The organism is Methanophagales archaeon (assembly GCA_021159465.1).
GTDB lineage: Archaea > Halobacteriota > Syntropharchaeia > Alkanophagales > Methanospirareceae > G60ANME1.
Genome location: JAGGRR010000058.1, coordinates 1 through 1441, shown reverse-complemented (window position 1 = coordinate 1441; position 1441 = coordinate 1). Strand labels below are relative to the sequence as shown.

Below are 1441 nucleotides of genomic sequence, written 5' to 3'. Positions count from 1 at the left end.
CTTTGATCTACCTGCCGTAATAGCCGCCTATTATCAGGTCACGCTCGCCTGCGACCTTGAACTCCCTGAGTCCTCCTCTACCAAACTCACGTGTCACATAGCCACGGTCGAATGGCAGGTCGCGGTCCGAGAATGCCACCTTTATCAGTGGTGAGAGCACCCATGCATCCTTGTTCGCAAGGTGCGCTCCCGCAACCAGACCCGCATACGCGCTCTGATGCCCGACATTCATTGCGTAGTTCGGGTAGTTCGTGCCTCGCATCTCGAATGGCAGTCCCTCATCACTCTGGTACGAATACGAGCATGGCGCTGTGCACTGGTCCTGCAGGTCATAACCGTAGAATCCCAGCCTGCCCACACGCTCATAGTGTCCCAGCATGGATAGTGACCATGCACTCAGTGTCGGCTGTGCTAAGCCCGTAGCACATGCAACCGCGGAACCACAACCCGCAGCCGCACAGCACGCCCTGACTGAACCACCGAAATGCGACTCCGCTACCGTCGGATATGCCTCATACTGCGTCAGACAATAATCGTTCTCCGCTCTTATTATCCTCTCCAGAAGATCCATCGTGAGCTTGTCGCCCTTTATCGAAGCCATTTCGCCGCCTGCATAGTCCAGTCCAATCTCACATCCCTTGTAACAGAAGTCCTCCAGGATGTTGTCCGTGTATGTCGCAGATGCATACTGCGTGAACCCGACACCACCACTCATGTATGTCCCGAACCATAGCTGGTCCTGAACCAGAGCGGCAACTGCGATACTCTCCAGCTCCGCCCTTATCGGGTCGTTCGGGAACAATGCCGGTGACCTCGTTGTATCTGCATTTATACCCAGCGGTAACCCACCAGGCTCGTTGTGTCCTCGCTCTCTCCTTACTGGCATCTTCCCCGATAACTGGACCACTGCGGCATGCTTTGCGTAATACGCAAACTCTCCGGTCGCTGACTCACCCGCACACATCTTGTATGCGTTTATCATCGTCATCCCGACCTGCATGCCTACCCATCTGAACATCGTCTCTCCGTCACACATCCTGCCAACTACTGTTGGCATCCAGAGCACCTGCCAGATCTTCTTACCTATCGCCTCCTTCAACTGGTCCGACTGCTCGCCCGGGCGCGTCCAGCCAGCCGGGAACTCCTTGTTTATGTCCAGCACGAATCGCCTGTCCAGTGCATCCGCAAGGTCGTCATCACCGGTGAATATCTTCGCATAGCAGTCGTTCACGAGCATCGGCTTCGTCTCCACCATGTGCTCCTGAATGACCGCCGCACCTGGCAGTGCATGGTTCAGCACTTCCATGTAGTGGCTTATTGTATCTGGCGTGACCTCCTTACCCAATCGCGCCTCCAGCAGACCGTGCGCGTCGTCCAGTCCTAAAATAATGCACCTCTTCATATCATCCCAGCATTGTTGCATTGCCGCATTATTTATCCA

The 1441-nt window shown here is 55.2% G+C and carries 1 protein-coding gene; it reads right to left on the bottom strand.

What is annotated here, in order from left to right:
- Positions 1–7: 7 nt before the first annotated feature.
- The coding region (locus J7J01_03155) for a coenzyme-B sulfoethylthiotransferase subunit alpha (protein MCD6209887.1) at positions 8–1441 on the bottom strand (1434 nt) is incomplete at its 5' end.